The organism is Paraburkholderia bonniea (assembly GCF_009455625.1).
In the GTDB taxonomy this organism is placed as follows: domain Bacteria; phylum Pseudomonadota; class Gammaproteobacteria; order Burkholderiales; family Burkholderiaceae; genus Paraburkholderia; species Paraburkholderia bonniea.
This window is the reverse complement of record NZ_QPEQ01000001.1, coordinates 1,670,092-1,695,446: the sequence shown is the minus strand read 5'-3', so window position 1 is coordinate 1,695,446 and position 25,355 is coordinate 1,670,092. Positions and strand designations below refer to the sequence as shown.

Below are 25,355 nucleotides of genomic sequence, written 5' to 3'. Positions count from 1 at the left end.
ATAGCACCGCTGCGCCAAAGCCCCAGGTATCAGGTATCAGGCGTGGACGTTTGCCAGCGCCTTTTTGACAAAATCGTTAGTCCAGCATTGCGCCAGATCAATGGTTTTACCTTGCATCACGGGATCAAAGGCCTGAAGCGTTTTAAGCGCGGTCGCGGGACCGTCTGCGGGCATCAGCCCATCAGGCGACATCGCTTCCTTGACATGCTGCCAGGCATCGAGATAAAGCGCCCGGTCACCCAGCAGATAAGCTGCCGGAACGGTATTCGCAAGTGCTTCGCCTGACGCGCTTTGCAGCCACTTCAGCGCCCGCACGATCGCGTTGGTGAGTGCCTGGGTGGTATTCGGGTAAGCCGTGATAAAGCGTTGCGACGCATAGAGGCATCCTGCTGGCATATCACCGCCGAACACCGTGCGTGTATCAGCCAGCGTGCGTGTATCCGACACGACCCGCACCACTCCTGCGCGCTCCAGCCGGGTTGCCACCGGATCAACGCAGGCCAGCGCGTCAATCTGGCCAGACTGCATCGCGGCAATCGCTCCGGCACCCGCTCCTACGCCGATAAACGCGACGTCTTTCGCGCTCAGGCCCGCCTTGGCCAGCACAAAGGTCGCCATGATGGCGGTCGACGAACCAGGCGCGGTAACACCAATCTTTTTACCCTTGAGGTCAGCAATCGTGCGGTAGCCTGGCAACGTTTTTTTGGAAACCGTCAGCACAATTTGCGGTGCACGCCCTTGCAGCACGAATTCACGAAAGGCCAGATGCTTTGCCTGAAGCAGCAGCGTATGTTCAAACGCGCCAGACACCACATCTGCACTACCCCCGACCGCAGCTTGCAACGCCCGGGAGCCACCCGCAAAATCCGAGATTTCAACGCTCAGACCTTCTTGCTTAAAGTAATTGCGTTGCTCCGCAATGGTGAGCGGCAAGTAATAAAACAGGTTTTTACCGCCCACCGCGATGGCGACCTTTTGTTTTTCGAGTTTGTTCGCACCCCATGCGGCCGGAAGACTGGCAAGTGTCGCGCCGCTTAGCGCCGCGGCGCCAGCAAGAAACGTTCTGCGTTGCATATGACGGATTCTCCTGTGGTGAGTAAACCGGTTGGGAGGTGGGCCGTTGAGCATAACGGTGCCAGCACCTTCACATGGGCTCAGCGCGTTCAGACAATCTGCTGTTCATGTAATCGGGCAATATCGGCGGGCTCATAACCCAGCGAGCGCAATACTTCATCCGTATGCTCCCCCAGCTCTGGGCCAAGCCAGCGCGTCTCGCCAGGCGTTTGTGAAAATTTTGGCGTGACGGCGGGCAAGCTGATTTCTCGCCCGTCTTGCCACTTGAAGCGCTCAATCATCTGCCGTGCCAGGTACTGCGGATCGGTGAACATATCGGCCGCACTAAAAATGCGTCCGGCAGGCACGTCGGCAGCATGCAGCGCGGCGAGCGCCTGATCGAGCGTGCGCGGCGCGAGCCAGGCCGCAATCGCCTCATCAATCTCCTGTGTGCGCGGCACGCGCCCATCGTTATGCGCCAGCGCTGGATCATCCGCCAAATCGGGACGTTCGATCACCAGCATCAGGCGTTTGAAAATCGGATCGCTATTGCCACCGATCACGATGCTACCGTCCGAGCAAGCATAGGTATTCGACGGCACGATGCCTGGCAGCGAAGCGCCAGTGCGCTCGCGCACCATGCCATAGACCCCGTACTCCGGCACGACGCTCTCCATCATGTTGAAGACGGCTTCATACAGTGCCACGTCGACCACCTGGCCAGAGCCGCCGTTCACCTGACGGTGATGCAGCGCCATCAGCGCACCGATCACCCCATGCAGTGCCGCAATCGAATCGCCAATCGAAATGCCAATCCGCGGCGGCGGCAAATCAGGGTAGCCCGTGATGTGGCGCAAGCCACCCATCGACTCCGCAATCGCGCCAAAGCCTGGGCGATCCCGATACGGCCCGGTTTGCCCGTAACCCGAGAGCCGCACCATCACCAGCCCGGGATTATTGGCCGACAGCACGTCATACCCTAGCCCGAGTTTCTCCAGCAGGCCTGGGCGAAAATTTTCGATCACGATATCGGCTTGCTGCGCGAGTTGCTGAACGATGCGTTTGCCTTCTTCGGATTTCAGATTGACAGTGACTGATTTTTTGTTGCGCGCCTGCACGGCCCACCACAACGACGTGCCGCCGCTCGGCGGATACAGCGCACGCCATTTACGCAGCGGATCTCCGCCCCGGGGGTCTTCAATCTTGATGACTTCGGCACCGAATTCGCCAAGAAGACGTGCCGCAAACGGGCCCGCGATCAGTGTGCCTAGTTCGAGCACCTTGACGCCCGCTAACGGGCCACCTGAAAAAGTCGTTTCACTCATGAGTGTCCTGTTCCTGTTCAGTTTGGGCGAGGTGGCAGCCAGCCACGGCGGGCACGTGTTACATCGAGCGCCGGTCGAGCATGGCGCGGGCAATCGTGCCTGCATCGACATATTCAAGCTCGCCGCCGACCGGGACACCACGTGCCAGACGCGTGACGCTCAGGCCGCGCGCCTTGAGCGTCTGTCCGAGGTAATGAGCGGTTGCCTCACCTTCATTGGTAAAGTTGGTGGCCAGTACAACCTCTCTGACAACACCATCCAATGCCCGTTTGAGCAGCCGGTCAAAATGAATTTCTTTGGGACCGATGCCGTCGAGCGGACTGAGCCGCCCCATTAGCACAAAGTACAGCCCGCGATACGTCATGGTCTGCTCCAGCATGATCTGGTCAGCGGGGGTTTCGACCACACACAGCAACGCAGGATCACGTTGCTCATCGCCACAGACATCGCAAATTTGCGCTTCGGTGAAGGTATTGCATTTCTCGCAATGCTGTAGATGTTCCGTAGCAAACAGCAGCGAGCGACCCAGTTTCCCAGCGCCCGCGCGGTCATGCTGCATCAGGTGATAGGCCATGCGCTGTGCAGACTTGGGGCCAACACCGGGCAGCACACGCAGCGCTTCGACAAGTGCCGATAAGGCGGAAGGTTGTTTCATGCAGCACCGGCGCGTCGAAAGGATAAAGTTCAACCGGGCTGAGCGCGCAAGCGGCCAGCCCGGAAAATCATGCACAGAGGTGACAGTGGCACGCCCCGAGAGGCGTCGCCACGAATTCAGAATGGCAGTTTGAAACCCGGTGGCATCGACACGCCTTCCGTCATACCGCTCATTTTTTGCTGGGTCGCTGTTTCAACTTTGCGCGTTGCATCGTTGAACGCTGCGGCGACGAGATCTTCCAGCATGTCTTTGTCATCAGCCAGCAGGCTCGGATCAACCGTAACCCGACGGACTTCGTGCTTACACGACATGACCACTTTGACCAGGCCCGCGCCGGACTGTCCTTCGACGTCGAGCAATGCAAGTTCTTCTTGCATTTTTTTCATGTTTTCCTGCATCTGCTGGGCTTGTTTCATCAAGCCGGCGAGTTGGTTTTTCATCATGGACATGCTCCTTTTTAATCTTAAATATGGGAAAAACGAAAACGGCGCGCAGGCACCTCGCGCTTGATTCAGCAATCTTGTTCGACGTGTTGTGAGCCGCTAGTGCTGCTCAGGTGCGGGTGCGGGAAATACCGCCACTCGTGTCACCACCAGCACCGCCGCTCAAAATCGCCCCGGCTGCCAGCGGGCGAATGGAGTCTTGGACCACGCTCGCGCCGAACTCGCGGATCAACGACTGGATAAACGGATCGTCGTGAATCTCGCGCTCGGCTTCCTGCTGGCGCTGCGCCTTCAAAGCGCCATCAATGACGGCCGCCGTGCGACGCGCTGGCCCGACTTCAACCTGAACCTCAACTGCCCGGCCAAGCTGGTCCGCGAGCGCAGCCTTGAGTTTGGCGACCTGAATCGTGTCTGCGTACTGCGGCACTGCCACATTCAGCTTGAGCGTTGTGCCGTCCAGCGCTGTCAGTTCACTATTGAAAGCAAGTTGATGAGCGATGCCTTTAAGCGGCAAACTCGCCGCGAGCGACGGCCAATCGCCCGAAAACCCGATGGCATCCAGCACAATGGCAACCGGCAAAGACTGAAGATCAACCGTGGGTGGCGCGGCGGAATCAGTGAGCGTTTTTTTAGTGTTACCAGCCGGGCCCAGACTCTGGCTGAACGACGCAGCGTAGTCGTCATCGGGTGGGGAAAGAAAAGCCTCGCTGGGTGATACCGGCTGATAGTCATCAAACGGCGCATCATCCCAAGGTGGCGTGGCGGCAGTGCCTTGTTCCAGCACATTCGGCGCACCAGCGGGTGCCGTGGGGCGCGCAGCACCCGGCACCGGAACATTGACTCGCGGTGGCGCAGCTTTGGGCTTCGTCATCGCGGGAGCGGAACTACTCTGGGCTGCCGCCCCTGGGCGCACGCCAGATGAAACTTTCATGCCCGCACTGCGCAATACATCCAGCGCAGCGCTCGCGCCACCGGCTCGTCGCGGCGGTGGCGGTGCCGCCGAAGCCACCGCTGTAGCATCGGCCATCGACGCTTCTATTGCGGGCATTACCGGCGTAGCAGCAGGCGGAGGCGCTGCGATGCCTGCGGTTAAATCTATTGCGCGCTCTGTGCTTGCGTCAGAAAACCGGATCATAGGTTTATCTGCGAAAGGCTCGACTGTCTGCGAGGCAAGGCTTGCATCACTGGCTGATTGTGCTGAGTCCGCTAATTGCGTTGCTGGAACAACTTCAGCTTCGGTCGCGGCACCAATGGATTCAGCAGACTGTCCGGCTGAATCAGCTAATGCAGCAGACGGCGCAGCTTCGGCATCATCATCCGGTTGATCGCTGACTGGCGTAACAAGTACACCGGTGAGCGCCTCTTTTTGCCTGGTCTGATGCTCCGTCGGCATAGCGGTAGCCGTAGCAGTGTCCGCCACCTCGCCTGTGATCTGGGATACAGGATGCGCAGCAAGCGCATCAATCTTGTCGTGACGAGGCACAGTCACAACGACCTCGGGCACTGTCATCCGGGGCATTGCAGGCGCCGGAGCTGGCTTTGCTGTAGCCAGTGACGGCATGCGCTCATGACTCGTACCGCTCAAGCGCCGTTCCAGCTTGAGCGGGCTGGTTCCATTTGCCGAAGCAGGTTCAAACGCCAGCATGCGCAACAGCGTCATCGTAAAACCTGCGTACTCGTCCGGTGCCAAACCCAGTTCGCTGCGGCCAATCGTGGCAATTTGGTAGAACAGTTGTACGTGCTCTGCAGTGAGCGCGTCAGCAAAGCGCCGCACATCACTCGCCTCAGGCCATTCATCCAGCACCGATGAAGGCGCAAATTGTGCCCACGCCACACGATGCAGCAAACTCGCCAAATCCTGTAGCGCAGTTGAAAAAGACAGGCTACGCAACGCCATTTCATCCGCGACCGCCAGCACAGCTGCGCCGTCGTTTGCCGTCAGCGCATCCAGCAAACGCACCAGATAACTTTGATCGAGCGCGCCCAGCATTCCACACACGGCTTCTTCAGTCACCTGGTTCGCGGAATAAGCAATGGCCTGGTCGGTCAAGGACAGCGCATCGCGCATCGAACCATCTGCGGCACGCGCGAGCAGACGCAAAGCCTGAACGTCAAATGACACTTGTTCTTGCGCGAGAATCTGTTCCAGATGCGTCACGATATGGCCGGCCGGCATCTGCTTCAAATTGAATTGCAGACAGCGCGACAGCACCGTGACGGGAATTTTCTGAGGATCGGTTGTGGCGAGGATGAACTTGACGTGCGCGGGGGGCTCTTCCAGCGTTTTCAACATGGCGTTAAACGCGTGATTGGTGAGCATATGCACCTCATCAATCATGTAGACCTTGAAGCGCGCATCGACTGGTGCATAAACCGCCCTTTCGAGCAATGCAGCCATTTCATCGACGCCACGATTGCTGGCCGCATCCATTTCGACGTAATCGACAAAACGGCCTTCGTCGATCTCCCGGCATGCACGACAGATGCCGCATGGCGTCGAGGTCACACCGGTTTCACAGTTCAGCGCTTTGGCGAAAATACGCGAAAGCGTGGTCTTGCCAACGCCACGCGTGCCAGTAAACAAATAAGCGTGATGCAAACGCCCACCGTCAAGCGCGTGCGTGAGCGCACGCACCACGTGCTCCTGTCCAACGAGCGAGGCAAAATCTTTTGGACGCCACTTGCGTGCGAGAACTTGATAGGTCATCCGGAAATTGTATCAGCAACGACGGTGCGCTTAACCGATTTGAATATGCCCGATTGCGCGCGACAACACACTCACGAGTGAATGAATTTCACTGGCGAAGCAGTACCGGTAAATAAGAGAGTCGCAGCAGAAAAAACAGCAGGGGGAAGCTGGAAAGAGAACAACAAGGAGCGAGGAGCAGCAAACGGCAGCGGGCAGTTACAAACTAAAAAAACCCGTGGACAGCAGAAGATCATGAAAAAACTGGGAAGGTGACGAGCCTGACCCTCGGCACTGGCGGAAAACAGCTGTGGCTGCTTCGTTCCCGACCTGACCAGATTCACCGCCCCTCCATGCGAGGAGGCCCGTCACGCAGCATTCTATCATCAGCAATCATTCAACGCGATGGCTTTGCACCGCCTGACCTGAAAAATTCATTCGAGGGGCGCGCTGAATACGAGAGTACAGGCGCGCAAACGGCTCAAGGTGCACCACTTAGCGGACTTGTATTTGCTGCGGCGACCGCCAGATATCGAGGGCAGCACTCGCCTTGATGGCCATAGCCCGTCGCCACCCAGGCAAGCACTATCGCTACAGGCAACGCATAGCAATTTAAGCTAAACTGGCACCCGGATGACCCACAGACCCGAACCTTCAGCACACTCGCGCAGCCTTTCTCACCGGGCTGAGCCGAGGTTCAATCCAGGCTCACCTTGCGGCAACGCGAACGGCAACTTTCCAGTCATATTCCGAGTATCGTGGCGAGCAGTTCAGGCGGGCCTCGAACCGACAGAGGTATTCATACTATGAGCGAACAAATCAAGCATATTAGCGACGCATCGTTCGAACAGGACGTCGTCAAATCAGACAAACCCGTGCTGCTCGATTTCTGGGCTGACTGGTGTGGCCCGTGCAAAATGATCGCGCCGATCCTCGATGAAGTGGCCAAGGATTACGCTGACCGCCTGCAGATCGCAAAGATCAACGTAGACGAGCATCAGTCGATACCCGCTAAATTCGGCGTGCGTGGCATTCCAACGTTAATTCTTTTCAAAAACGGCGCAGTTGCCGCGCAAAAGGTCGGCGCACTGTCGAAGTCGCAACTTACCGCGTTTCTCGACGGCAACCTTTAAACCGTCACCAGCCGTTACTACCTGATAACGCACTTAACGATTTTGCGCTTTCAGTGAGGTTCCGCTGCCTGTTGCCCAGTGGCAACAGGCAGCGTTTAAATATGTCCATTCGCCGCGCGTGCGAAAATGGCCCCGTGCTATGCTAGTATCCGCACGACGTTGAAAAACGTGTAAGTCCCTGAGCGGTTCCGCTCACTCTCCTCCCAGATTCCATTCCAGGTCGCATCCTCTCTCCTGCGGGTTCTCCGTATGCATTTATCTGAGCTTAAAACGCTACACGTATCCGAATTGATCGAAATGGCTAATGGCCTCGAGATCGAAAGTGCGAACCGCCTGCGCAAGCAGGAACTGATGTTCGCTATTTTAAAAAAGCGCGCCAAAACAGGCGACACGATCTTCGGCGACGGCACGCTCGAGGTATTGCCAGACGGATTTGGTTTTCTACGTTCACCAGAAACCTCTTATCTCGCCAGCACGGACGACATTTACATCAGCCCGTCGCAAATTCGACGCTTTAATCTGCATACGGGCGACACCATCGAAGGTGAGGTTCGCACCCCAAAGGATGGCGAACGCTATTTCGCACTGGTCAAGGTCGACAAGGTAAACGGGCAGCCGCCTGAAGCCTCGAAACACAAGATCATGTTCGAAAATCTCACGCCGCTGCACCCGAACAAGGTGATGCTGCTTGAGCGTGAGATGCGCGGTGAGGAAAATGTCACCGGCCGGATCATCGACATGATCGCGCCAATCGGCAAAGGCCAGCGCGGCTTGCTGGTGGCTTCGCCGAAGTCCGGCAAAACGGTGATGCTTCAGCATATTGCTCACGCAATCAAACAAAATCATCCCGACATCATGCTGTTCGTGCTGCTTATCGACGAACGGCCGGAAGAAGTTACTGAAATGCAGCGCTCGGTCGCAGGCGAAGTGATCGCCTCCACCTTCGATGAGCCAGCGGCACGCCACGTGCAAGTGGCTGAAATGGTGATCGAAAAAGCCAAGCGCCTCGTTGAAATGAAAAACGACGTCGTGATTCTGCTTGATTCAATCACCCGCTTGGCGCGTGCTTACAACACGGTAGTACCAGCCTCCGGCAAGGTGCTGACAGGTGGTGTCGATGCCAATGCACTGCAACGGCCAAAACGCTTTTTCGGCGCGGCACGCAACATCGAAGAAGGCGGCTCGCTCACCATTATCGGCACGGCCCTGATCGAAACTGGCAGCCGCATGGACGACGTGATTTACGAAGAATTCAAGGGCACCGGCAATATGGAAGTGCACCTTGAACGCCGTCTTGCAGAAAAACGCGTCTATCCGTCGCTTAACCTGAACAAATCGGGCACGCGTCGTGAAGAGTTGCTTATCAAGCCCGATATCCTGCAGAAAATCTGGGTCCTACGTAAATTCATCCACGATATGGACGAAGTCGAAGCAATGGAATTCCTGCTCGACAAGGTTCGGCAGACCAAAAACAATGCGGAATTCTTCGACATGATGCGCCGCAGCGGCTAATTCGCCGAGTCTGGGTTCAGCTTAAGCCCAGCACACGCAAGCACTTCACCGCCCGCCTTTCGCGGGCGTTTTTTTGCCTGATTACCTCCCCACAGCACCAGCACAACCTGTACGCAAACGTACAGGTTGTCCTATACTGCGCGCACTTCATACCCTGCTAAATGCTGTCATGCCTCAAGGCACTGCCCTGCTTACCGTGCGCGATGCTGCCAAAACCTTAGGTGTCACGCCCCGGACCCTGAAGTATTACGAAGAACGCGGTTTGATTTCCCCCTCTCGCAGCGAAGGCCGTTACCGCCTGTACGACGCGGATGATCTCGAACGTTTTGCCCGTATTTTGCGGCTTCGCTCGCTGGGCTTTTCGTTGTACGGCATCACTGAAATGCTCAAGCGTCCAATGGAGTCTGGCGAAAACGGCCGTAACCGCTTTTCGGCCGAATCGCTGCACGCGATCCATCAGGCGCTGACCCATCAGGTCAATACGCTTGATGCCCGCATTCATGCCGTGCAACGTGAGCTAAAAGATGCCCGAAAACTCAAGGCTGAACTCAGCCACGATCTCGATTACGTGAGTCGCCGTCTAGCGGGTGAAAACGCCGATGCGCTGCTTGAACAACGACAACAACGACAACGCCAGGCAAGCCCCCCCGCCACCGGCAAACGCAAAATCTCATGAGTTCCGCATCATCTCGCCTGCCGCTATTGAGCGGCACAAAACTGCGTGGCGATTTTTTCCCATGGGTGCTCGCAATCGTCACCGGCCTCGATTATTTCGATAACGCGATCTTCTCGTTTTTCGCCAGCTACATTGCAGGCGGCGTCAATGCCTCGCCCGATGAACTAGTCTGGTCCTCCAGCGCCTATGCACTAGCCGCGGTACTCGGCATCCTGCAGCAACAATGGTGGGTCGAAAGGGTCGGCTACCGGCGTTATATCGCGGGCTGCATGCTGCTTTATTCCATCGCTGCAGTCGCCACCGCGCTATGCGAAACCTCATTTCAATTAATGTTTGCACGCGGTCTGCAAGGCTATTTCATCGGCCCGATGATGGGCGTGTGCCGGATTCTGATCCAGAGCAGCTTCACGCCGCAAAAGCGTGCTGGCGCGCTGCGGTCATTTCTACTTTTGATTGTTACCTGTAGCGCGCTGGCTCCGTTAGTGGGTGGCGTGCTCGTAGCGCATTTCACATGGCGCGCGTTATTTGCCTGCACCGCCCCTCTCGGTTTTCTGTTCGCCCTCCTCGCATTACTGACTATTCCCGATTCGGGCAACCGTCCGCCCGCCGAACGGGGCGCAACGCATTTCTGGCCTTATCTGTTATTCGCATTCGCCCAGGGTGCGCTGCAAATCGTGATGCAACAGGTCCGTTTTCAGACATTTAGCACCTCGCCCAGCCTGATCCTGCTCACAATGATCGCTATCACTGCGCTGGCATGGTTCGTCTGGCATCAATGGCATCATCCAGCGCCGCTGATGCGGCTGCATGCGCTGCGCGAAAAAACCTTTCAAGTCGGGCTCGTGCTTTACATGTTTTATTACTTTGAATCGACCGTTTTCAGCTATCTAATTTCGCGTTTTCTCGAAGGCGGGCTGGGCTTTCCGGTGGAAAACACTGGACGGCTCGTCGGCCTCACCTCACTAGCCTCGGCCAGCGCTCTTTTTATTTACCTGCGTTACGCCAAGTTGCTTTCGCACAAAAAGCGGATCATCGTGCCGGGCTTCGCGCTCGCCGCCTTTGCCGCAGCGTGGATGACGCGCATGTCGCCAGCTGTGGGGCAAGAAGCGCTGCTCGTACCGCTTCTGTTACGCGGACTCTTGCTGTTGTTCATCGTGCTGCCCGTCGCCAATCTAACTTTCAGCATTTTCGCAATTGAAGAATTCAGCCACGGCTACCGGCTCAAAAACATCGTGCGGCAGCTAACCATTTCATTTGCAACAGCATCGGTGATTATTGTCGAGCAGCATCGCCTGGCGCTGCATCAGACCCGGCTCGTCGAATTTATCAATCCGTTTAACCCGGCATTCCAGAGTACCCTCGCCACGCTGACCAGCAGTCTTACGGCGGCGGGCCATGCTGGCAGTGAGGCGCATACCCTGGCGCTGATACAGATCAGCCGGATGGTGGCGCAGCAAGCCAGCTTTCTCGCGTCGCTGGACGGTTTTTATTTCCTGATTGGCATCGCTCTGTGCGGTGGCCTATTTGCCTGGTGGCAAAAACAGATCAACTGAGCCTTTGAGCCTATGCTTTCGACCCTCACTCGCTGGCTCAATGCCTACCGCCGTGCACACCCTTTGCACCGGCGGCCGCTTGACGAGGTGCTCTGGTGTACCGCGCTCGAACGCTTGCCGTTCATCGCCCACCTGAGCGCGGCTGATCTAGTCCGGCTGCGGGAGCTGACACAGCTATTTCTGGCGCAAAAACGCTTCTCCGTCGCTGAGGGACTGGATCTAACGCCAGAGATGGAAGTGGCCATTGCCGTCCAGGCTTGTTTGCCAATCCTGAATCTGGGCCTTGAGCTCTATCAAGGCTGGGTCGGCATCATCATTTATCCCGGCGAATTCATGGTACGCAAAACGCTCGAAGATGAAACGGGCGTGGTTCATGAAATCGAACACGATGCCAGCGGCGAAGCGTGGGAAGGTGGGCCGGTGGTGCTGTCGTGGGAGGACGTGCAGATGACGGACAGCGGCCGCGCCTATAACGTTGTGATTCACGAGTTCGCGCACAAGATCGACATGCTCAACGGTGAAGCTGACGGCCATCCGCCGCTCTTTCGCCGCTGGCATGCGCCGCTCGACACAACCGCGTGGGCTGAGGTTTTCGATCCGGCCTATGTCCAGTTCTGCGCTCAGGTCGATGCCGTTGCGCCGCATCGCTGGAATCAGTTCGAAGAAGCGTCGCTAATTGATCCCTATGCAGCCGATCATCCCGCTGAATTTTTCGCGGTGTGCAGCGAGGTGCTGTTTGTCCAGCCCGATGCGTTTCACGCGCAATATCCCGCGCTGTACCAGTTGCTGGCTGATTACTACCGCCAGGACCCGGCCCGGGCCCAGATATAAATGCCACGGCTATCTACGAAAAAACCTTGTTACGCAACGTCAATGGGCTAATTTTCTGGCATAATCGCCGTTTTTCGACTTTAGGCAAGTGGCTCGCGCCAAAATGCCGTTCGCACATCCCGTGCGGCGACACGCGGGTTGGCTACCGCCAGACCAAAGGACAGATCATGAAAGAAGGCATTCACCCGGATTACCGCGAAGTTTTGTTTGTCGATATGTCAATCGACTTCCGCTTTATTACACGCTCGACCATCCAGACGCGTGAAACCGGAGAATTCGAAGGCAAGACTTACCCGCTCGCCAAAATTGAAGTCTCGTCAGAATCGCATCCGTTCTACACCGGCCAGCAAAAGGTCATGGACACGGCAGGCCGTATCGAGAAGTTCAACAAGAAGTTCGGTGCCCGCGCATCAGGCAAGGCAACCAAGGCCAGCTAAGCAGTGGCCAGTAGTTTCTCCCAGCTCCCCCGTTACAGCCCAGGCTGAACCGGAGTCTTAAAGAGATCGTAAAAAAGGCAGCGCTAGCTGCCTTTTTTATCTTCTGTAGCTATCTTTCACGCCACCTGCCGGTTCACACGTAGCGTCGTGACCGCAATGCGACCACCAGCCGCCTGCCCTGCCTGCTCTCTGGCATCCGGCGTGATGTTTTTCACGGCTTTCCCGCTATACCTCAGCGCGCCACTGCACCACACTGGCTGCCGCTGGCTGCATTCCTTAGCTACATTCGTCTTTCCCGGCCGTGACGTACCCCGTATCGCCCGTCTACAATGCGAAGCCGCTTGCCCACTGGCTGCCATCCGCATCGCAGCCGCCCAAACCGCTTCTCCAATACCTGTCAATCTGCATGAGATCTGTCGTTCGCCTCACGGCTTCCGCGACCAGTGCGCTACCGCGCTGGCTGCTGCTGACCATCTGCATCGTCTACGCGTCATTTGGACTATTTGGCCGCGATCCCTGGAAAAACGAAGACGCAGCCGGCTTTGGCGTGATGTGGACCATGGCCAACGGCAACGCCCACGACTGGCTGCTACCCAATCTGGTCGGCAAATACATCACCAGCGATGGCCCGCTAGGCTACTGGCTTGGTGCCAGTGCGATCCGGATGCTGGCACCGTGGGTCGATCCCAGCAATGCGTCACGTGTCTTTACCGGTCTGCTGTTTTGCGTTGCCTGCGCATTTGTCTGGTACAGCGCCTATCTGCTCGGCCGGCGCGCCGAAGTTCAACCTTTCAAATATGCGTTCGGTGGCGAACCTGAGCCGCGCGACTACGGCCGCACGCTGGCCGATGGTGCGCTACTGATCTTGCTCGCGTGCTTTGGCCTCGCAGAACGGGGCCACGAAGCCACGCCACTTCTCGCCCAGTTTGCGTGCATCTCAATGCTGGCTTACGGGCTGGTGCGAATGATGGACCGCCCGCTGCAAGGCGCGCTGTTATGGGGTCTGGCGCTTGGGCTCATGATGCTGGCCAGCGCGCCAGTGCTGGTGGGTGCGCTACTCGCCGGAACGCTTGCCCTGCAGCTTTTCGTGCGCGAAATGCGTTCGCGCTGGCTCCTGCTGGCAGGCCTGCCTGTCGCGCTCGCGGTAGCGCTGGTCTGGCCACTGGCGGCGCTGGCGGCTTTCCCGGACGATGCCGTCTGGTTTCTCAACCAGTGGATGCACGATAGCGTGGATGCCTTTTCTGGCCCACCGGGTTCCGTACTCCGTTACGCGCTGAAAAATCTGCCGTTATTTACCTGGCCCGCCTGGCCGCTAGCCATTTGGGCCTGGTTTAGCTGGGCCGGACTGCGCCGCGCGCCGCATATCGCGGTGCCGCTCTCCGTGATCGCCCCGCTGCTGCTGCTGATTGCACTGCAAAGCCACCAGGCGAACCGGCTCTATATGCTGCTGCTGCCGCCGCTGGCCGTGCTCGCCACCTTCGCGTTGCCCACACTCAAGCGAGGCACGATCAACGCCATCGACTGGTTCGCGCTCTTGAGTTTCACCATTCTTGGCAGCTTTGTCTGGCTAGTCTGGCTGGCAGGCATGACGGGCTTTCCGCAACCACTGGCACGCAACCTTGCGCGCCTGGCACCGGGCTTCACGCCAGAATTCAAAATCCTGTCTTTTGTCTGCGCGGTGGCCGTCACCGTTTGCTGGTTCTTCCTCGTGCGGTGGCGTCTGGCGCGCCATCCGAAGGTGCTCTGGCGCAGTGTCGTTCTGTCCAGCGCGGGAACCACGTTGATGTGGGTGCTGCTAATGACGCTCTGGCTGCCCGTTGTCAACTACAGCCGAACTTACAAGGACGTTGCTGAACAGGTGGCCAGCCATCTGCCAGCGGACTACACCTGCATTTCGCCAGTGCGTCTGGGGAACGCGCAAATTGCCACGTTTGCCTATTTCGGCAAGATGCACTTCGCCTTCAATGAAGATTGCGATGTGATCTTGCGCCAGGATACGCAGGACTTTGGCGAACCGAGTTCGATGTCGGATTTTGTCTGGAAGCTGGTCTGGGAAGGCCGTCGCGTAGCAGACCGTGATGAGCGGTTTCGCCTCTATGTGCGGATCGACCGGCCTCAGCCACCACTCAAACGGCGTGCGTGGCGGGCGAAACATAACCAGGCAGCCGCAAGGCAGCAATCAGCTGGCAACCTGCCGTCAACTAGCTAAAAACCAGGCGCATCCAGACACAACGAGGCATAACCAGGCACACCCAGGCACACCCAGGCACACCCAGGCACACCCCCAGCATGTTCAGCGATATCCGCAAAATCATCGCCATGGCCTGGCCGGTCCTGATCGGCCAGTTAGCCATCATCGCCTTCACCGTGATCGACACCGCAATGGTGGGCCGGTTTTCCGCGCTGGATCTGGCGGCACTAGGCCTTGGCTCGTCGATTTACGTCTCGGTCTATATCGGCCTGACTGGCATCCTGACCGCGCTGCAGCCCATTACGGCCCAGCTGTACGGCGCGCGCCGCTATCAGGAAATCGGCGAGGAGGTCCGGCAGTCGTTCTGGCTGGTACTCGGACTGATGACGCTAGGCTGCGTCATTCTTTACTTTCCGGGCCCACTGCTGGATATCGCGCGTGCGCCTGACGCGCTGCGCGAGCGCACAGAAGCTTATCTGCGGATCTTGTCGTTTGGCTTGCCCGCGAGCCTCGTATTTCGGGTCTATAGCTCGATCACCAACGCGATCGGCAGACCGCGCCTGGTCATGATTTTGCAAATCGCCGCATTGCTCATCAAGTTTCCGCTCAACACTTTGCTGATCTTTGGCGGCCTCGGGATTCCCGCGCTTGGTGGGCCTGGCTGCGCGCTCGCCACGATTGCGATTAACTGGGTGCTGGCGCTGGTGGGCCTCACGCTGCTAACCCGGCTGACAGTATTTCAGCCTTTCGCCATTTTTTCGCACTTTTGCTGGCCGGTCTGGCAGCGCCAGGCTGCGCAATTGAAGCTTGGTATTCCGCTAGGCCTGTCGTATCTGATCGAGGTCACCTCCTACACTTTCATGGCGCTGTTTATTGCGCGCTTTGGCACCACGACGCTTGCCGGGCATCAAATCACGGGCAATATCGGCGCTGTGCTGTATATGACCCCGCTGTCGATCGGCGTGGCGGTTTCGACCCTCGTCGCTCAGGCGCTTGGCGCACAACGCTATGACACTGCCCACACGCTGGCACGCCACGGGATCATGCTGGCCTGCGGGTTGGCGAGCTTCTATGGCGTGATTGTGCTGGTGCTGCGGCCATGGATCATCGCTGCCTACACGCCTAATGCCCAGGTGGTCGCCGCCGCTATGCCGCTGGTCGCGCTGGTGGTGTTCTATCACGTGTTCGACGCGTTACAGGTCAGCACCGCTTTCGTGCTGCGAGCCTACAAGGTCGCCGTGGTCCCTACCGTGATCTATGCTGTCGCGCTATGGGGCGTTGGGCTGGGCGGTGGCTACGTGCTCGGCTTCAATCTCACGGGGCTGACGCCCGCATGGCTTGCCGGTGCGCCTGGCTTCTGGGTCGCTAACCTGCTTAGCCTGGCCATTGCAGGCATAGGCTTGCTGCTGTACTGGCGTTCGGTCAGCGCGCGGTATCAGCAGGATCAGCAAAGCATGTCCGCACCGGCCTGATCCCGTCTGAGCCCGCTTGAGCCCTTCAGGCATGGCTGAAAGTAGGCAAACCGCATAAACCTTACATATTAACTACCGTCAATTCGCTTATTAAACAGGCTAATTAGTTAAATTCTGGACACAATGATTTACTTGATGAGAATTGAGCGGTATAAATCGACCGTTTTCGTTAATCGAGTCCGGAATTTATCCTGTGTTTAAGCGCAATGCCTGATGGATAAGTCAAGCGGCTCGTTTTCAATGCTTTACCCTCAATGGAGTCTTTGCCATGCTGAAGAAGCTTTTGCTGTTATGCGCCGCGCTGGTTCTGTCAATGTCCGCCGGTTTAGCCACTGCCATCGAAGTCAACTCCGCCGATCAAGCCGCTCTCGAATCCATTAAAGGTATCGGTCCGGTTCACGCTAAAGCAATTATTGATGAGCGTAATCAGCATGGTCCATTTAAGGATGCTGATGATCTGGCCAATCGCGTCAAGGGTATTGGCTCGAAATCGGTGACCCATCTCGAAGCAGCCGGTTTGACGGTGAATGGTTCGTCAGCGCCCCCAAGTGGTGTTAAGGCAGCACCCGCACCAGCCAAAGCAGCACGCAAGCCAGCCGCGAGCGCCGCAGCCACAACCGCAGCAGAAAGCGCCGCACCAGCTGCCAGCACACCGGCTGAAACGGCCAAATCAAAGAAGAAAACTAAAAAGAGCTCAACAGCCGCCTCAGATGCTGCAACAACGGCAACAACCAGCGCCGCCGCATCAGACAGCAGCGCGAAAGAGCCTAAAAAAGCAAAAAAAGCCAAGAAGAGCAAAGCCGCATCGGCCGCCGCAGCATCAGGCGTCTGACCCGCGGGTTTGATCCGCTCAATTTTCAGAAACAACGGGTGGCGGTGTGACTGACATGTGTTTGAACCCCGGATTGAATCCCATAGCGCACCAGAAGCCGTTTGCCGTTGTCCATTCGCCGCCGTGCCAAGGCACGGCATTTTCACTTTGCTGGCGCTCTATCACGCGCCAGCGCTCCAGAGAGACCACCATGAGCCTACTCGACACCCTCGGTTCCCTGCTTGGCAAATCGCCTGAAAGCGGCAGCAAACAAGCCCTGATTGCTACCGCTCTTGAATTCGTAAATAACCAGCCGGGCGGCCTGAACGGCCTGATTCAGCAGTTTCAGGAAAAAGGCGCCGGCGACATCATCAAATCCTGGATCGGTAATGGTGCCAATTTGCCAATCGCCGCTAGCGTGCTGCAAAACGTACTCGGCCAGGACACCGTCAGTGGCCTCGCCGCCAAGGCAGGGATGCAGCCGGAACAAGTCACTGGCCTGCTCTCGCAAGTGCTGCCGCACGTGGTGAATGCGGCCACGCCGAATGGCGAAGTACCGAGTGAAGGCAAGCTCAATCCAAGCGCGATTCTCGGTGCGCTGGGCGGCCTGGGTGGTCTGGCTTCATTGTTCGGTGGCAAAAGCGACGCTGAGAAAAAAGCGTGAGCTCCGCGTTGCGCGAACGCTCATAGATTGATGACTGGATAATTGCCGCTCCGGCGGCAAAACGGGCCTGGGCACAATGTGCCAGGCCCGTTTTTTTTGCTGATATGGCGTGGAGGCAAGCTGGAAAGCCACTCCAGCATCGCCGTTCGCCAAGGTTTTTCAGAAGCACCCGACCTGAGCCTGGTAAGGCAAAAGATTCATGAGCGCCGTATCCCTGCCGTGGCCAGCAAGCTCATTGCAGCGCCATTGACGCTTTGCTCGAAGCGTTTCGCGCTCTCCAGCACCGCATCAAATCGAGGAACGTCGCCGAAAACCATCCCAGCCATTGCGTCATAGTCCCGTTCAAGGGCATCTCGCATCCCTTGACTGGGAGCCAGCGTGAACGTACCGGGCGCGGCAAGATCGAGCCTCAAATCCGCACTGCCGAAAAACATGCTCGCGTGATCGGCACAGTCGATTGCCAGCCTGTAATCGGTCAGCCATGTGGCCGCCGACGCTGCCTGCAACAATTGATGCACATCATAGTAATGACGTGAGACGCGTTGCCCGCCGTGCCTTAGCTCACCGCGACAGTCATGCCACTGGCGTAAGCCGTGCAAGATCATGATCTTGTCCCAGAAGGTGCGTTCGGGCTTCACCGTCATGACATTCGTCACGTTTAAATCCAGCTCGGGGAGGTCCTGTGTGACATACGGTGCGACGAAGGCCGCGGTATGCGGATCGAGCGCCGATTTGGCACCCGCCTCAATCTTGATAGCGGAGCGAATGTAATCGCCAGTGGTGGCCGTAACCGAGGGATACCAGAACAACAGGCTCTGAGCGTCCTTGTCGGAAGGATCGAGCTCCAGGCGAAAGCGATCCTCAGGAATCACCGAAGCAGCGAGGCGAGTGAACTGCGCGCTCAAAGGTCCGGCGATATAGGTCTGGCAAGCATCTCGAATTGCTTCGAGACGGGCGCGGCGTTTCTTTCCGCTCAGTGCACGCAACTCAGCAACCTCGACTTCCTGTCCCAAATCAGTACGAAACACCGTGATGTCAATATCTTCTGAAAAACGGGAAATCAAGCCAAAAGCTTTGGAAAGCGACGTCCCGCCTTTGAACAACAGGCGGGGTCCCCCCGCCGCCAGCCCGTTGAACAAGGCATCGAGCGTCCAGCAGACCCAGAAATCTTTTTCGACATTCTGTACTGCGGTACCAAGGCGAGTTGCGGCCCCGAGGAACAAGTCTCGCCGTTCGGCATCGGTGGCGGTAATGACAGCTTGAAATGCAGGATTCAACGGACCTCCTGCAGCGAAGTGACGGCAGCCACTGCTTGACCTGCCGTGCTCAACGCAGCTTGCAGATCGCATCCGGGGATCTCACGCAACAGGCTTTGCATCCACGCCGGCAGCATGTGGAAACCCTCACGCAAATCCTGGCAGAGCGCCACGCCGTGGACCGGATCAGCCAGCAAGCTGGCCAGTTTGCCCAGCGTAGAAAAACGCTCCGAAGCCAATGTGTCTTTGAGCCAGTGCAGCGCCTGGACGACGCGCATGGCTGGACGCCCCGCCCAGTAAAGGCGACTGGGGGCGGTCTGCTTGAACTCGATGGTGAGCTTGTCCAGTTGGACGGCACGACGGCGGGTGTCGGTATGAATAACAACACGAGCAGGGACGGCATCGCTCAAACCAAGATCATTCGCCGCAGTCATGCCATCGACTAGCAGGCGCAGGTGATCCCGGCGCGCGATGGCTTCCGTCACCGCACGATAATCCGGCGTCGTGAGGCGCTGGGTCAACGGGTTGAGCCGGGGCCTGTCATATAGCCCTCTGGCGATGCGCCGCAATGCTCCCGCCTGCACCATGCGCTGCAGGATTTTGTCGATGGCATCACGGTTGCCCAAGTGGGCAAAGTCAGTTGGCACCCAGACGTGGGCGGAGTCAGCCGCGCCCATCGCGTCAGTAATATGAGACTTGAGTTCAGACATGAGTCCTCCATGTCCGATATTTATATATTTTTTTCGGACATTATGCAATCTTGTCCGAAAAATGTAGTTTTATTTCAGACGAAAAAACCATAAAAAAAAGCAGCGGAAGATACAGTCCGCTGCCCTTTATTACCCAACCATGACCAAATCACTACCCAACCGCAACCGCACGACCTGCACCGCTGCGGCTGGGTGTCTGGTGGCCTTGGTTGACAAGCCCGATGAGCTTAGTGAACCACTCGCTCAAACACCAACTGACCATCTTTCAGATCGACCGGAATCACATCTTTCGGGCCAAACCTGCCAGACAAAATCAGCTTGGCGATCGGGTTTTCGATCTCTTGCTGAATCGCACGCTTCAGCGGCCGTGCGCCGAACAACGGGTCGTAACCCACCTTGCCGATATGTTCCAGGGCCTCATCGGACACGACAAACTGCATATCGAGCTTCGACAGACGCTCTTGCAACCGCTGTAGCTGGATCTTCGCAATCGACTGGATATTCGAGCGATCAAGCGCGTGAAATACCACCACGTCATCAATCCGGTTCAGGAACTCAGGCCGGAAATGGAGTTTCACTTCTTCCCAGACAGCATCCTTCACCGCTTCCTGTGATTCGCCCACCATCGACTGGATCACGTGCGAACCAAGGTTGGATGTCATCACGATTACCGTGTTCTTGAAGTCGACGGTCCGCCCCTGGCCATCAGTCATGCGTCCATCATCGAGCACCTGAAGCAATACGTTGAACACGTCCGGATGCGCCTTCTCGACCTCATCCAGCAAGATCACGCTATACGGCTTGCGGCGCACCGCTTCGGTCAGGTATCCCCCTTCCTCGTAGCCGACATAGCCCGGCGGCGCACCAATCAGGCGAGCGACGCTGTGCTTTTCCATGAACTCGCTCATGTCGATACGGATCAGATGATCTTCCGAATCAAACAGGAACGATGCCAAGGCTTTGCACAGTTCGGTTTTACCCACACCGGTTGGACCCAGGAAGAGAAACGAACCATACGGCCGGTTCGGATCAGCCAGCCCAGCGCGCGAGCGCCGGATCGCATCGGCCACGGCGGTAATCGCTTCGTCCTGGCCAATCACGCGCTCGTGCAGTTTCTCTTCGATTTGCAGCAGCTTTTCACGCTCGCCTTGCATCATCCGTGACACGGGGATGCCAGTCGAACGTGACACCACTTCCGCAATTTCTTCCGCGCCCACCTGGGTGCGCAGCAATCGCGGACGTGCCGGATTGTTCTGCTCGCTGGCTTCGGCCTGCGTGACGTGCTTAAGCTGTGCCTCAAGCTGTGGCAGCTTGCCATATTGCAGCTCGGCAACTTTCTCCAGCTTGCCTTCACGCTGCAGCCGGGTGATTTCAGCCCGCGTTTTCTCGATCTCTTCCTTCAGTTGGGCACTGCCCTGCACCGCTGCTTTTTCAGCGGTCCAGATTTCTTCGAGATCCGAATATTCGCGGTTCAGTCGTTCGATTTCTTCTTCGATCAGTTGCAAGCGCTTTTGCGATGCTTCGTCTTTTTCTTTCTTGACGGCTTCGCGCTCGATCTTCAACTGGATCAGGCGACGGTCCAGACGGTCCATCACTTCCGGCTTCGAATCAATTTCCATCTTGATCTTCGAAGCGGCTTCGTCGATCAGGTCAATCGCCTTGTCCGGCAAAAAGCGGTCCGTGATGTAGCGATGCGAAAGCTCAGCCGCCGCGACGATCGCCGGGTCGGTGATATCAACGCCATGGTGCAGCTCATAGCGCTCCTGCAAACCGCGCAGGATGGCAATCGTGGCCTCGACCGTGGGCTCGTCTACCAGCACTTTCTGGAAACGGCGCTCGAGCGCGGCGTCTTTTTCGATGTACTTGCGGTATTCATCGAGTGTGGTTGCGCCCACGCAATGCAGCTCGCCACGCGACAGCGCTGGCTTGAGCATATTGCCCGCATCCATCGCACCTTCAGCCTTGCCCGCGCCAACCATCGTATGAATTTCGTCGATGAACACGATGGTCTGGCCTTCGTCCTTGGCGATATCGCTTAGCACCGCCTTCAGGCGCTCTTCGAACTCACCACGATATTTCGCGCCTGCGAGCAGCGCGGCCATGTCAAGCGACAGCACTCGTTTGCCCTTCAGCGACTCTGGCACTTCGCCATTCACGATGCGTTGCGCGAGGCCTTCAACAATCGCCGTTTTACCCACGCCCGGTTCGCCGATCAGCACCGGATTGTTCTTGGTTCGGCGTTGCAGGATCTGGATTGAGCGGCGGATTTCATCGTCGCGGCCGATGACCGGGTCCAGCTTGCCCGACCGGGCGCGCTCGGTCAGATCGACGGTGTATTTTTTGAGCGCTTCACGCTGACTCTCTGCATCCTGACTGTGCACTTGCGAGCCGCCTCGCACCGCAGCGATCGCCGCTTCAAGCGACTTGCGGGTCAACCCATGCTGGCGTGCCAGCCGGGCGGCCTCGCCTTTGTCATCGGCGAGCGCGAGCAAAAACATCTCGCTAGCGATGTAGGTGTCGTTGAGTTTTTGTGCTTCCTTGTCTGCCTGATTAAGCAGCCCAGTGAGCTCGCGGCTCACTTGCACATTGCCATCGGTGCCCTGCACCTGAGGCACGCGGGTAATCGCGTCGTTCAACGCGCTTTGCAACGCGGCAACCTGAGTGCCCGCATGAGCCAGCAGCGAGCGCGCCGAGCCATCTTGCTGAGCCAGCAACGCGGCGAGCAGATGAACCGGTTCGATGTATTGATTATCGTGACCCACTGCGAGACTTTGAGCGTCTGCGAGGGCCTCCTGAAACTTGGTCGTGAGCTTGTCGATTCTCATATGGCGCAATCTCCCTTAACGAATGTCAACAAAATGAGGCGTATCGTGCACGTTTCAAGCAGTTTTTTTACGCTTTCCCCACAACGCATGGCAGCATTGTGCGCTCTCCCCTGGCCGTCTCTTCTTTTCATGAGCCCTTTCTTGCCTGCTACTGCTACTGCTACTACTCCCGCCACGCGGCATGCCATTCCGACCGAAGCGAATCTTCGTGCGCTGGTTTATGCGTTTTACGACAAGGTCCGCGCGGATTCGCTGCTCGGCCCAGTGTTCGAAGAAACGCTCCATGGCAACTGGGACGCGCATTTGCCGAAGATGTGCGCGTTCTGGTCCAGTCTTGTGCTCGGAACAAAGGAATATCGGGGCAACGTACAACAGGTGCACCAGCCGTTGCCAGGCCTCGAACCCAAGCATTTCAGCCACTGGCTATTTTTATTTCTGACTACTGTTGAAACGCACTATGAACCAGCCGCTGCGGTGCAGTTCATGGAGCCCGCGCTGCGCATTGCACACAGTCTGCAGTTGAGCCGCTTTGGCTGGGATTACGTGCTCCCGGCTGAACAAAAAGCACTGCTGGAGCGTATCGCGCCGCCGCGCCGGCGTGTGCGTGTTATAGGCGAACCCCGGGGCGAACCTCGGAATGAGCCGGGAAATGAACCCCGGGAGACCTCAGCATCAACTGCCGCGCCTTCCCCAGCCGGCACAAACGGAACCCGCGAGACATAAACCGCCCAGCCCGGCTCAGCCAGCCCGGTCCGGCCAGCAAGCGCATCAGTCTTTGGCCTGGCCCGGTCCCGTTGCCGAACCGCCTGCCAGCATCTCCCCCCAGCGCTCGCGTGCGGTGTCATCGCTAAGCCTGGCATCGACCCAGCGCTCCCCCTCATCAGTCGCTTCCTTTTTCCAGAATGGCGCTTGCGTCTTCAGAAAATCCATCACGAATTCGCATGAGGCAAACGCTTCGCCACGGTGCGCGGCAGTCGTCGCCACCAGCACGATCTGGTCGCATGGCAAAAGCTTGCCGACCCGGTGCACGATCAGCACGTCAATGCCTGGCCAGCGTGCTCGCGCAGCATCGGCAATGTTTGCCAGCGCCCGTTCAGTCATTCCCGGGTAATGCTCCAGTGCCATCGACTGCACCACGCTGCCGTCATTCAGGTCTCGCACCACGCCAACAAAACACGCCACTGCACCCGCCTGCGGATTAGCGGCCCGCAACGCGCTGACCTCAGCGCTGAGATCAAAGTCATCGGTCTGAATCCGGATTGTCATCGTGGCACCTCAACCGCCCGTGACCGGTGGAAAAAAAGCCACCTCACAGCCCTCGGTAATACGGCGGCTGGCATCGGTCATCACGTGGTTACAGGCCATCCGCAACGGCCGCCCTTCGGCCAGTGTGACGGCCCAGATGCCGCCGCGCAGACGCAGCCACGCCTGCACCTGGCCCACGGTAGCGATGCCGTCCGGCAGGCTCACGGCCTCATCAGAACAATTGAGCGCTTCACGCACGCTGGCGAAATATTTCAGATGAATGTTCATCGGCGGGTATCCGTGTCGGGTGCTGGGTGCGGGTATTAGTTCAGCAGTTCGGCAAAAGGAATAAAGCGCACCGTCTCTCCGGTGCTAATCAGGTGATTCGGCGGATTGTCGATCAGGCCATCGGCCCAGACCGCCGAAGTCAGTACGGCGGAACGCTGGTCAGGAAAGAGGTCAAGACCGCCTGAGCGGTTGATTCGGGCACGTAAAAATTCGTTGCGGCGGTCCGCCTTGTGCTGGGTGAAATCGGCCCTTAGTGACAGCGCCTGTGGCATCACGTTGTGCGCGCCCGCGAGGCGCAGTAAAAATGGCCGCACGAAAAGCAAAAAAGTCACGAGGCTCGATACCGGATTGCCCGGCAAGCCGATAAAGAACGCTTCATCTGGTGTTTCATCTGGCGTGGCGGTGATGCTCGTGCCGCTGGCTAGCGCGGCACCCCGCCGCACGGCACCAAATGCGAGCGGCTTGCCCGGCTTCATGGCGATTTGCCACAGCATCAGATGGCCCTGCGCTTCTACTGCGGGTTTCACGTGGTCTTCATCACCGACGGATACGCCCCCGCAGGTCAGGATCAGATCGTGCGCCTGGGCCGCTTCGTGCAACGTCGCGCGCGTGGCCTCGAACTGGTCCGGCACGATGCCGTAATCGGTCACGACACAGCCAAGGTTTTCCAGCAGCGCCCGCAGCGTAAAGCGGTTTGAGTTATAGATTGCCCCGGGCGCGAGAGGCTCACCGGGCATCGTCAATTCATCACCGGTAAAAAAAACCGCGACGCGCACCCGCCGCGACACATTGAGTGCCGCACAGCCTACCGATGCGGCAAGGCCTAGCGCTTGCGGTGTCAGACGCGTGCCAGCAGGCAGAATTACCGCGCCGCGCTGGATATCGGCTCCTTGGGCTGTGATCCATTCGCCCGTCTGGGGCGTGTGCAGAAAAGCCACTTCGTGAGTCACGGGATCGACTTCGGTTTGCTCCTGCATCACGATGGCGTCCGCTCCGGGCGGCACCGTAGCACCGGTAAAAATCCGTGCGGCGGTGCCTGGCGCAAGCGGCTGGGCGGGATGCCCAGCCGCGATGCGCTGCGACACGGCCAGGCGGCGCTCGCCGTGCAGCAAATCGGCTTGGCGCACCGCATAGCCATCCATCGCGCTAACGGCCATTGGCGGCACATCGAGCGGCGAAATCACGTCATCGGCTAACACCCGGTTACAGGCTTCAAGCGTAGGGGTGCATTCCGTGCCGCCAGGCGGCCGGGCCGCCGCGAGTAACAACGCCAGTGCATCAGCGGTGGAATGCAGTTGGGTTCGGGCGGGTTGAGCGGGTTGAGCGGGTTGAGCGGGTTGAGCGGGTTGAGCGGGTTGAGCGGGTTGAGCGGGTTGAGCCGGTTGAGCCGGTTGAGCCGAAGAAGCCGAGGTGGGAGAGGTTGGCATACGAAAAACAGGCTGGAGCAAAGCAGGCATTGTAGCGGCCAGCTTGCCAGCAAGCCGGGATGACGTGAACCCAGCTTGCTGGTCAAGCGCACTGGCGCAGCGGCTCCATACCAAGCGGCCATGCGGCCTATCAAACGAAACGGCCATGATGGCCGCGCCATC

Annotated in this window: 24 protein-coding genes and 1 other RNA gene; 12 read left to right on the top strand and 13 right to left on the bottom strand. The window is 58.1% G+C overall.

The features are described from left to right. Positions 1–36: 36 nt before the first annotated feature. From GH656_RS07440 to dnaX, 5 genes are all read right to left on the bottom strand, one after another. Positions 37–1,074, bottom strand: coding sequence for an ABC transporter substrate-binding protein (locus tag GH656_RS07440; RefSeq protein WP_153075291.1), 1,038 nt, complete (start codon positions 1,072–1,074; stop codon positions 37–39). Between the two features lie 89 nt (positions 1,075–1,163). Continuing rightward, the gene (locus tag GH656_RS07435; RefSeq protein WP_153075290.1) at positions 1,164–2,378 is read right to left on the bottom strand and encodes a CaiB/BaiF CoA transferase family protein; all 1,215 of its coding nucleotides are present in this window, start codon (positions 2,376–2,378) and stop codon (positions 1,164–1,166) included. Between the two features lie 58 nt (positions 2,379–2,436). Continuing rightward, positions 2,437–3,033, bottom strand: a complete 597-nt coding sequence (gene recR / locus GH656_RS07430) for a recombination mediator RecR (RefSeq protein WP_153075289.1) — start codon at positions 3,031–3,033, stop codon at positions 2,437–2,439. Positions 3,034–3,149: 116 nt separating this feature from the next. Beyond that, entirely contained in the window at positions 3,150–3,476 is a 327-nt protein-coding gene (locus tag GH656_RS07425) for a YbaB/EbfC family nucleoid-associated protein (RefSeq protein WP_153075288.1), read from the bottom strand. Positions 3,477–3,585: 109 nt separating this feature from the next. Then, a complete protein-coding gene (gene dnaX, locus GH656_RS07420; RefSeq protein WP_153075287.1) occupies positions 3,586–6,183 on the bottom strand; it encodes a DNA polymerase III subunit gamma/tau in 2,598 nt (865 codons plus the stop codon). Positions 6,184–6,264: 81 nt separating this feature from the next. On the opposite strand from dnaX, the gene GH656_RS07415 reads away from it, so the two are divergent. Continuing rightward, the gene (locus tag GH656_RS07415) at positions 6,265–6,438 is read left to right on the top strand and encodes a hypothetical protein (RefSeq protein ID WP_153075286.1); all 174 of its coding nucleotides are present in this window, start codon (positions 6,265–6,267) and stop codon (positions 6,436–6,438) included. Here the strand turns inward: GH656_RS07415 and ffs are convergent. Next, positions 6,434–6,532: signal recognition particle sRNA small type (gene ffs / locus GH656_RS07410), an RNA gene on the bottom strand. The genes GH656_RS07415 and ffs overlap by 5 nt on opposite strands. A 436-nt stretch (positions 6,533–6,968) precedes the next feature. Here ffs and trxA point away from each other — a divergent pair. The 9 genes from trxA (at position 6,969) to GH656_RS07365 (ending at position 16,799) form a co-directional block, all read left to right on the top strand. Further along, positions 6,969–7,295: a thioredoxin TrxA gene (gene trxA / locus GH656_RS07405; RefSeq protein ID WP_153075285.1), complete on the top strand. Its 327-nt coding sequence runs from the start codon at positions 6,969–6,971 to the stop codon at positions 7,293–7,295. A gap of 249 nt (positions 7,296–7,544) precedes the next feature. Continuing rightward, a complete protein-coding gene (gene rho, locus GH656_RS07400) occupies positions 7,545–8,807 on the top strand; it encodes a transcription termination factor Rho (protein WP_153075284.1) in 1,263 nt (420 codons plus the stop codon). A 169-nt stretch (positions 8,808–8,976) separates the two neighbouring features. Beyond that, positions 8,977–9,483, top strand: coding sequence for a MerR family transcriptional regulator (locus GH656_RS07395; protein ID WP_153075283.1), 507 nt, complete (start codon positions 8,977–8,979; stop codon positions 9,481–9,483). Beyond that, positions 9,480–11,036: an MFS transporter gene (locus tag GH656_RS07390; RefSeq protein WP_153075282.1), complete on the top strand. Its 1,557-nt coding sequence runs from the start codon at positions 9,480–9,482 to the stop codon at positions 11,034–11,036. The genes GH656_RS07395 and GH656_RS07390 overlap by 4 nt, the downstream gene beginning before the upstream one ends. Positions 11,037–11,048: 12 nt before the next feature. Then, positions 11,049–11,867, top strand: coding sequence for a M90 family metallopeptidase (locus tag GH656_RS07385; protein WP_153075281.1), 819 nt, complete (start codon positions 11,049–11,051; stop codon positions 11,865–11,867). A gap of 167 nt (positions 11,868–12,034) precedes the next feature. Then, the gene (locus GH656_RS07380) at positions 12,035–12,304 is read left to right on the top strand and encodes a type B 50S ribosomal protein L31 (protein WP_153075280.1); all 270 of its coding nucleotides are present in this window, start codon (positions 12,035–12,037) and stop codon (positions 12,302–12,304) included. Positions 12,305–12,710: 406 nt separating this feature from the next. After that, positions 12,711–14,513 carry an ArnT family glycosyltransferase gene (locus tag GH656_RS07375; RefSeq protein WP_153075279.1) on the top strand — a complete coding sequence of 601 codons (1,803 nt, stop codon included), beginning with the start codon at positions 12,711–12,713 and terminating at the stop codon, positions 14,511–14,513. An 80-nt stretch (positions 14,514–14,593) separates the two neighbouring features. Next, positions 14,594–15,967: an MATE family efflux transporter gene (locus GH656_RS07370; RefSeq protein WP_153075278.1), complete on the top strand. Its 1,374-nt coding sequence runs from the start codon at positions 14,594–14,596 to the stop codon at positions 15,965–15,967. A gap of 268 nt (positions 15,968–16,235) precedes the next feature. Next, the gene (locus GH656_RS07365) at positions 16,236–16,799 is read left to right on the top strand and encodes a ComEA family DNA-binding protein (protein ID WP_153075277.1); all 564 of its coding nucleotides are present in this window, start codon (positions 16,236–16,238) and stop codon (positions 16,797–16,799) included. Between the two features lie 18 nt (positions 16,800–16,817). Here GH656_RS07365 and GH656_RS07360 read toward each other — a convergent pair whose 3' ends face one another. Continuing rightward, positions 16,818–16,991 (bottom strand): hypothetical protein, encoded by a 174-nt coding sequence (locus GH656_RS07360; protein WP_153075276.1) that lies wholly within the window; start codon positions 16,989–16,991, stop codon positions 16,818–16,820. Here GH656_RS07360 and GH656_RS07355 point away from each other — a divergent pair. Continuing rightward, positions 16,990–17,442, top strand: coding sequence for a YidB family protein (locus GH656_RS07355; RefSeq protein WP_153075275.1), 453 nt, complete (start codon positions 16,990–16,992; stop codon positions 17,440–17,442). The two genes, GH656_RS07360 and GH656_RS07355, sit on opposite strands and share 2 nt — an antisense overlap. A gap of 197 nt (positions 17,443–17,639) precedes the next feature. Here the strand turns inward: GH656_RS07355 and GH656_RS07350 are convergent, their stop codons facing one another. From GH656_RS07350 to clpB, 3 genes are all read right to left on the bottom strand, one after another. Further along, positions 17,640–18,719: a nucleotidyl transferase AbiEii/AbiGii toxin family protein gene (locus tag GH656_RS07350; RefSeq protein ID WP_174769709.1), complete on the bottom strand. Its 1,080-nt coding sequence runs from the start codon at positions 18,717–18,719 to the stop codon at positions 17,640–17,642. Then, positions 18,716–19,408 (bottom strand): DUF6088 family protein, encoded by a 693-nt coding sequence (locus GH656_RS07345; RefSeq protein ID WP_153075273.1) that lies wholly within the window; start codon positions 19,406–19,408, stop codon positions 18,716–18,718. Before GH656_RS07345 ends, GH656_RS07350 begins: the two co-directional genes overlap by 4 nt. Positions 19,409–19,635: 227 nt before the next feature. Further along, a complete protein-coding gene (gene clpB, locus GH656_RS07340) occupies positions 19,636–22,233 on the bottom strand; it encodes an ATP-dependent chaperone ClpB (protein ID WP_153075272.1) in 2,598 nt (865 codons plus the stop codon). A gap of 129 nt (positions 22,234–22,362) precedes the next feature. Between clpB and GH656_RS07335 the strand changes: the two genes are divergently transcribed. After that, a complete protein-coding gene (locus GH656_RS07335) occupies positions 22,363–22,956 on the top strand; it encodes a group III truncated hemoglobin (protein ID WP_246184227.1) in 594 nt (197 codons plus the stop codon). A 45-nt stretch (positions 22,957–23,001) separates the two neighbouring features. On the opposite strand, the gene moaE is transcribed toward GH656_RS07335, so the two are convergent. Genes moaE through GH656_RS07320 form a run of 3 tightly spaced genes read right to left on the bottom strand, consistent with a single transcriptional unit; the run spans position 23,002 to position 25,061 of the window. Further along, complete coding sequence (gene moaE / locus GH656_RS07330; protein ID WP_153075271.1) at positions 23,002–23,499, bottom strand: molybdopterin synthase catalytic subunit MoaE; 498 nt, start codon at positions 23,497–23,499, stop codon at positions 23,002–23,004. Between the two features lie 9 nt (positions 23,500–23,508). Beyond that, positions 23,509–23,766, bottom strand: coding sequence for a molybdopterin converting factor subunit 1 (gene moaD / locus GH656_RS07325; protein WP_153075270.1), 258 nt, complete (start codon positions 23,764–23,766; stop codon positions 23,509–23,511). Positions 23,767–23,801: 35 nt separating this feature from the next. After that, the gene (locus GH656_RS07320) at positions 23,802–25,061 is read right to left on the bottom strand and encodes a molybdopterin molybdotransferase MoeA (RefSeq protein ID WP_246184293.1); all 1,260 of its coding nucleotides are present in this window, start codon (positions 25,059–25,061) and stop codon (positions 23,802–23,804) included. Positions 25,062–25,355 lie beyond the last annotated feature (294 nt).

Coding starts and splice junctions, on each gene's coding strand:
- GH656_RS07440 (WP_153075291.1), bottom strand. CDS start 1,074: ATGCAACGCAGAACGTTTCTTGCTGGCGCCGCGGCGCTAAGCGGCGCG.
- GH656_RS07435 (WP_153075290.1), bottom strand. CDS start 2,378: ATGAGTGAAACGACTTTTTCAGGTGGCCCGTTAGCGGGCGTCAAGGTG.
- recR (WP_153075289.1), bottom strand. CDS start 3,033: ATGAAACAACCTTCCGCCTTATCGGCACTTGTCGAAGCGCTGCGTGTG.
- GH656_RS07425 (WP_153075288.1), bottom strand. CDS start 3,476: ATGATGAAAAACCAACTCGCCGGCTTGATGAAACAAGCCCAGCAGATG.
- dnaX (WP_153075287.1), bottom strand. CDS start 6,183: ATGACCTATCAAGTTCTCGCACGCAAGTGGCGTCCAAAAGATTTTGCC.
- GH656_RS07415 (WP_153075286.1), top strand. CDS start 6,265: ATGAATTTCACTGGCGAAGCAGTACCGGTAAATAAGAGAGTCGCAGCA.
- trxA (WP_153075285.1), top strand. CDS start 6,969: ATGAGCGAACAAATCAAGCATATTAGCGACGCATCGTTCGAACAGGAC.
- rho (WP_153075284.1), top strand. CDS start 7,545: ATGCATTTATCTGAGCTTAAAACGCTACACGTATCCGAATTGATCGAA.
- GH656_RS07395 (WP_153075283.1), top strand. CDS start 8,977: ATGCCTCAAGGCACTGCCCTGCTTACCGTGCGCGATGCTGCCAAAACC.
- GH656_RS07390 (WP_153075282.1), top strand. CDS start 9,480: ATGAGTTCCGCATCATCTCGCCTGCCGCTATTGAGCGGCACAAAACTG.
- GH656_RS07385 (WP_153075281.1), top strand. CDS start 11,049: ATGCTTTCGACCCTCACTCGCTGGCTCAATGCCTACCGCCGTGCACAC.
- GH656_RS07380 (WP_153075280.1), top strand. CDS start 12,035: ATGAAAGAAGGCATTCACCCGGATTACCGCGAAGTTTTGTTTGTCGAT.
- GH656_RS07375 (WP_153075279.1), top strand. CDS start 12,711: ATGAGATCTGTCGTTCGCCTCACGGCTTCCGCGACCAGTGCGCTACCG.
- GH656_RS07370 (WP_153075278.1), top strand. CDS start 14,594: ATGTTCAGCGATATCCGCAAAATCATCGCCATGGCCTGGCCGGTCCTG.
- GH656_RS07365 (WP_153075277.1), top strand. CDS start 16,236: ATGCTGAAGAAGCTTTTGCTGTTATGCGCCGCGCTGGTTCTGTCAATG.
- GH656_RS07355 (WP_153075275.1), top strand. CDS start 16,990: ATGAGCCTACTCGACACCCTCGGTTCCCTGCTTGGCAAATCGCCTGAA.
- GH656_RS07360 (WP_153075276.1), bottom strand. CDS start 16,991: ATGGTGGTCTCTCTGGAGCGCTGGCGCGTGATAGAGCGCCAGCAAAGT.
- GH656_RS07345 (WP_153075273.1), bottom strand. CDS start 19,408: ATGTCTGAACTCAAGTCTCATATTACTGACGCGATGGGCGCGGCTGAC.
- clpB (WP_153075272.1), bottom strand. CDS start 22,233: ATGAGAATCGACAAGCTCACGACCAAGTTTCAGGAGGCCCTCGCAGAC.
- GH656_RS07335 (WP_246184227.1), top strand. CDS start 22,363: ATGAGCCCTTTCTTGCCTGCTACTGCTACTGCTACTACTCCCGCCACG.
- moaE (WP_153075271.1), bottom strand. CDS start 23,499: ATGACAATCCGGATTCAGACCGATGACTTTGATCTCAGCGCTGAGGTC.
- moaD (WP_153075270.1), bottom strand. CDS start 23,766: ATGAACATTCATCTGAAATATTTCGCCAGCGTGCGTGAAGCGCTCAAT.